The following is a 3,677-nucleotide window of genomic DNA, read 5'->3' on the forward strand; positions in this document are numbered from 1 at the left end:
GCTATCGTCGCATTGTCAGGCAATAGCCGGATAAATGTCGCGTAAATGTATCAGCCTAAAAGCGCAATCGCCATAAACTTTGCCAGTTATGAACCATTTAGTCTATCCAGGGTCAAAGCGCGGGTTACTCATCCGCCTAGCCTCAGTATTATTAGTAATATTATTAGCCCTAGGCTTATGGGGTTGTGGTGTCGCCCAATCTGCCGACAGACCCTCCCGCCTAGTTATTCCCACCCCTAGCGGTCCGAGTACGTTTAACTATCCGCTAAATGAATCCGCCTATAGCGTTTTTGGCTATATTTATAGTCCCGTCATCGAAGAACACCCCGTTACCGGAGAACTCCAACCAGGTCTAGCAGAGTCTTGGGAAATTGCCCCAAATGGTCAAAGGATTATCATCACCCTGCGATCGGGTTTAAAATGGTCTGACGGTGAACCCATGACCGTAGATGATGTGATTTTCACCTACAACGAGATCTATTTCAATGACCAAATCCCCAGCAGCTTTAAAGATATTCTCAGAGTAGGACGCGATCGCACCCTACCCACCGTTAAAAAACTCGATGATCGGCGGGTCGAATTTTCCGTCCCCGAACCCTTCGCCCCTTTCCTCCGATATGCAGGCGGTTTACCAATTTTACCCGCCCATGTTTTGGCTGACTCCGTTCGGAATTTCGACTCTCAAGGAAATCTCCTATTTTTGAGTACCTGGGGAACCAATACCGACCCCCAGGAAATTGTTGGTAATGGTATGTACCGCATCAGAAGCTATAACCCCAATCAACGGGTTATCCTAGAACGTAACCCCTACTATTGGCGGGAAGACTCACAGGGGAACCCCCAACCCTATATAGAGCAAATAGTGTGGCAAATTATCGAGAGTAGCGATACCCAACTACTCAATTTTAGGTCTGGTTCCCTCGATACCCTAGATGTTCAACCAGAAGCATTCCCCCTGCTGAAACCTGAAGAAACCAGAGGGCAATATACCATCTACAGTCCTGGCCCGGATACCGGAACTGTGTTTATGTCTTTTAATCTTAATCAGGGCAAAAATGCCGACGGTAGACCTTTTGTGGAACCCTATAAATCCCGATGGTTTAATAATCTAGCCTTTCGTCAAGCAGTATATTATAGCATAAATAGAGAGGTGATGAAAAATAATATTTTTTTAGGATTGGGTGAGTTACAACATTCGCCGTTCCCGGTGCAAAGTCCTTTTTATCTATCTCCAGAACAGGGATTAAGAACCTATAGCTATAACCCGGAAAATGCTAGGGAATTATTGCGAGAGGCGGGTTTTTCCTATGATGATAATGGCAATTTAATCGATGACGAAGGTAATCAAGTCCGGTTGACGTTGTTGGTGGCGGCGGGTCGAAAAGTTCGGGAACAAATGGCGACCCAAATTGCTCAAGATTTATCCAGAATTGGCATCCGAGTGGATCCGCTATTTTTGAGTTTTAATACTTATGTAAATAGGTTGTCTAAGACTCGCAATTGGGAGGCTTTTTTGGGTGGATTTACTGGGGGAGTTTTAGAGCCCCATGGTGGCTATAATATTTGGTCTGTTAATGGTCGTCTCCATACGTTTAATCAAGGTCAGCAACCGGGAGAACCTGAAATAGAAGGTTGGGTGGTATCAGACTGGGAGCAAAAAATTGATGATTTATATGTGCAGGCTTCCCAGGAACTAGATAATGATAAACGTAGGGAACTTTATGGAGAAGCCCAGAAGATTATTGCGGAAAATTTGCCGTTTCTGTATATGGTTAATCCTTTGGTATTCGATGCCATACGCGATCGCATAGAAGGCATTAACTATACACCCATCGGCAGAGGGTTCTGGAATTTATACGAGTTAAAAATTCGCGAATAGGGATAAATAAACGGTATCCTCAGATAACCCGTATTCAGGAAATTGTCAATGACACCGGAAGCCTTAAAACAGCTATTAGAATATGTCGCACAAGGCTATTTATCCCCCAGAGAAGCCCTGAACAAAATGCGATATTTTGATTTTGAGACGGTCGGAAATTATGCCAAAATAGATAATCACCGACAACTGAGAACCGGATTTCCCGAAGTGATTTGGGGACCGGGAAAAACCCCAGAGCAAATCCGAGAAATAATGCAGACTATGCAGGGACGAAATCCGGTAGTGATGGCGACCCGAATTGAGCCGGAAGTTTATGAAGAACTGCGGCGGGAAATGCCAGATTTAGAATATTATCGAGAAGCTAAGATTTGTGCCTTAGATAGGCGTTATCGGTCTGCTGAACCGCAATCTGTGGGTGTAATAGGAATTTTAACCGCCGGAACTGCTGATATATCTGTGGCGGAGGAAGCAGCGGTCACCGCCAGCTTATCAGGGTTTCAGGTAAAGCGACTGTGGGATGTGGGGGTAGCAGGAATTCACCGACTATTAGGAAACTGGCATTTAATCTCGGATGCTGATGTTTTAATTGTAGTAGCGGGGATGGAAGGAGCTTTACCCAGTGTCGTGGCTGGTTTAGCTGATTGTCCAGTAATTGCTGTCCCCACCAGTATTGGCTATGGTGCAAGTTTTAATGGGTTAGCACCCCTATTAACTATGCTGAATTCCTGTGCGGCGGGTGTAGGAGTAGTCAATATAGATAACGGATTTGGCGCGGCTATCTTGGCTGGCCAAATCCTGCGAGTGGGAGAGCGATTAAACAGAAAAATGGATCAAGACTGAGACAAGTTTTTGCACAAAAACAGTCGCCTCGGCTGACCCAAAAACACAGAGTCCCAACTCCAATCTATCTGGGCTATGCGATAGCCCACTTGATGATACAGTTGTCGTGCTTGGGAATTATTTTCCAGAACATGAAGGTACAAATCAGAGAAACCCCATTTCATGGCGACTTGTTCGCAACCAATCAGGAGTTCCCTGGCTACACCCTGGCGGCGGGCTGTGGGATGAACAGCTAAATTAGAAATATATGGATAGCGATCGCCAATTGACCAGGGATTGTGCGATCTTAACGCCATTTCTACGGTTCCTACCAAATGTTCTGGGACATTTAGAGGTATATTACCTAATTTATGAGGAGAATCTGCGATCGCAGCCACTAGACAGGTATAATACCCCGAGCTAGTAGCCAAGCGATTACGCAAATCCTCGTAAATGCCCAGGCGAAAAATAGGATACATCAAGCCACCGAGTCCCTGTCGAGTATGAAAACTCTCAGCGAGGATCTCCGTTAATCGGGTAACATCAGCCCGTAGGGCTGCCCTAATTTTTAGGGGATACCCGTGTGAGGCACCACCGGAACCTTCTCGTTTGTAAGTTGTTGAGGTCAAGAAGAACGGCTCCACGATTCCAAGCCAACTTCTTTACACTGTACCATTACTCCATTGGCATCGGATCAATTAACAAGGCGGGTGAGCGGACTAGGGTGGCCCATTATAGCTTTTGACACTCCTCGCCCTGAAGTGCGAGGATTCTTGAGCTAACAATTGCCCTTTCAGGTTTTACCCCTATTTAGGTCTTAAACTGTTATGTCTGAACCGAGCTTGCTAGAAGATTAGGTAGGGGTCGAGAGGGAAGTCGCCTTCCCCCACTCCCATTCAAAACCGTGCTTGATACTTTCGCATCACACGGCTCCTGATGTATAGCACAAGACAGAACACTTAGGACGTATAATGGAGAA

General features: G+C 45.8%; 3 protein-coding genes. 2 read left to right on the forward strand and 1 reads right to left on the reverse strand.

The genetic code is table 11. The features are described from left to right. The first annotated feature begins 88 nt into the window (after window positions 1–88). Together P5683_RS23505 and larB are read left to right on the forward strand one after the other, a co-directional pair. The gene (locus tag P5683_RS23505) at window positions 89–1,879 is read left to right on the forward strand and encodes an ABC transporter substrate-binding protein (RefSeq protein WP_006626064.1); all 1,791 of its coding nucleotides are present in this window, start codon (window positions 89–91) and stop codon (window positions 1,877–1,879) included. A 48-nt stretch (window positions 1,880–1,927) separates the two neighbouring features. Next, window positions 1,928–2,719: a nickel pincer cofactor biosynthesis protein LarB gene (gene larB, locus P5683_RS23510; protein ID WP_006626065.1), complete on the forward strand. Its 792-nt coding sequence runs from the start codon at window positions 1,928–1,930 to the stop codon at window positions 2,717–2,719. On the opposite strand, the gene P5683_RS23515 is transcribed toward larB, so the two are convergent. Further along, the gene (locus P5683_RS23515; RefSeq protein WP_006626066.1) at window positions 2,710–3,327 is read right to left on the reverse strand and encodes a GNAT family N-acetyltransferase; all 618 of its coding nucleotides are present in this window, start codon (window positions 3,325–3,327) and stop codon (window positions 2,710–2,712) included. The two genes, larB and P5683_RS23515, sit on opposite strands and share 10 nt — an antisense overlap. Window positions 3,328–3,677 lie beyond the last annotated feature (350 nt).

Source organism: Limnospira sp. PMC 1279.21, assembly GCF_032349615.1.
In the GTDB taxonomy this organism is placed as follows: domain Bacteria; phylum Cyanobacteriota; class Cyanobacteriia; order Cyanobacteriales; family Microcoleaceae; genus Limnospira; species Limnospira fusiformis.

What these genes read in the sequence shown, in the direction of transcription:
- P5683_RS23505 (WP_006626064.1), top strand. Translation starts at nt 89, where the DNA reads ATGAACCATTTAGTCTATCCAGGGTCAAAGCGCGGGTTACTCATCCGC.
- larB (WP_006626065.1), top strand. Translation starts at nt 1,928, where the DNA reads ATGACACCGGAAGCCTTAAAACAGCTATTAGAATATGTCGCACAAGGC.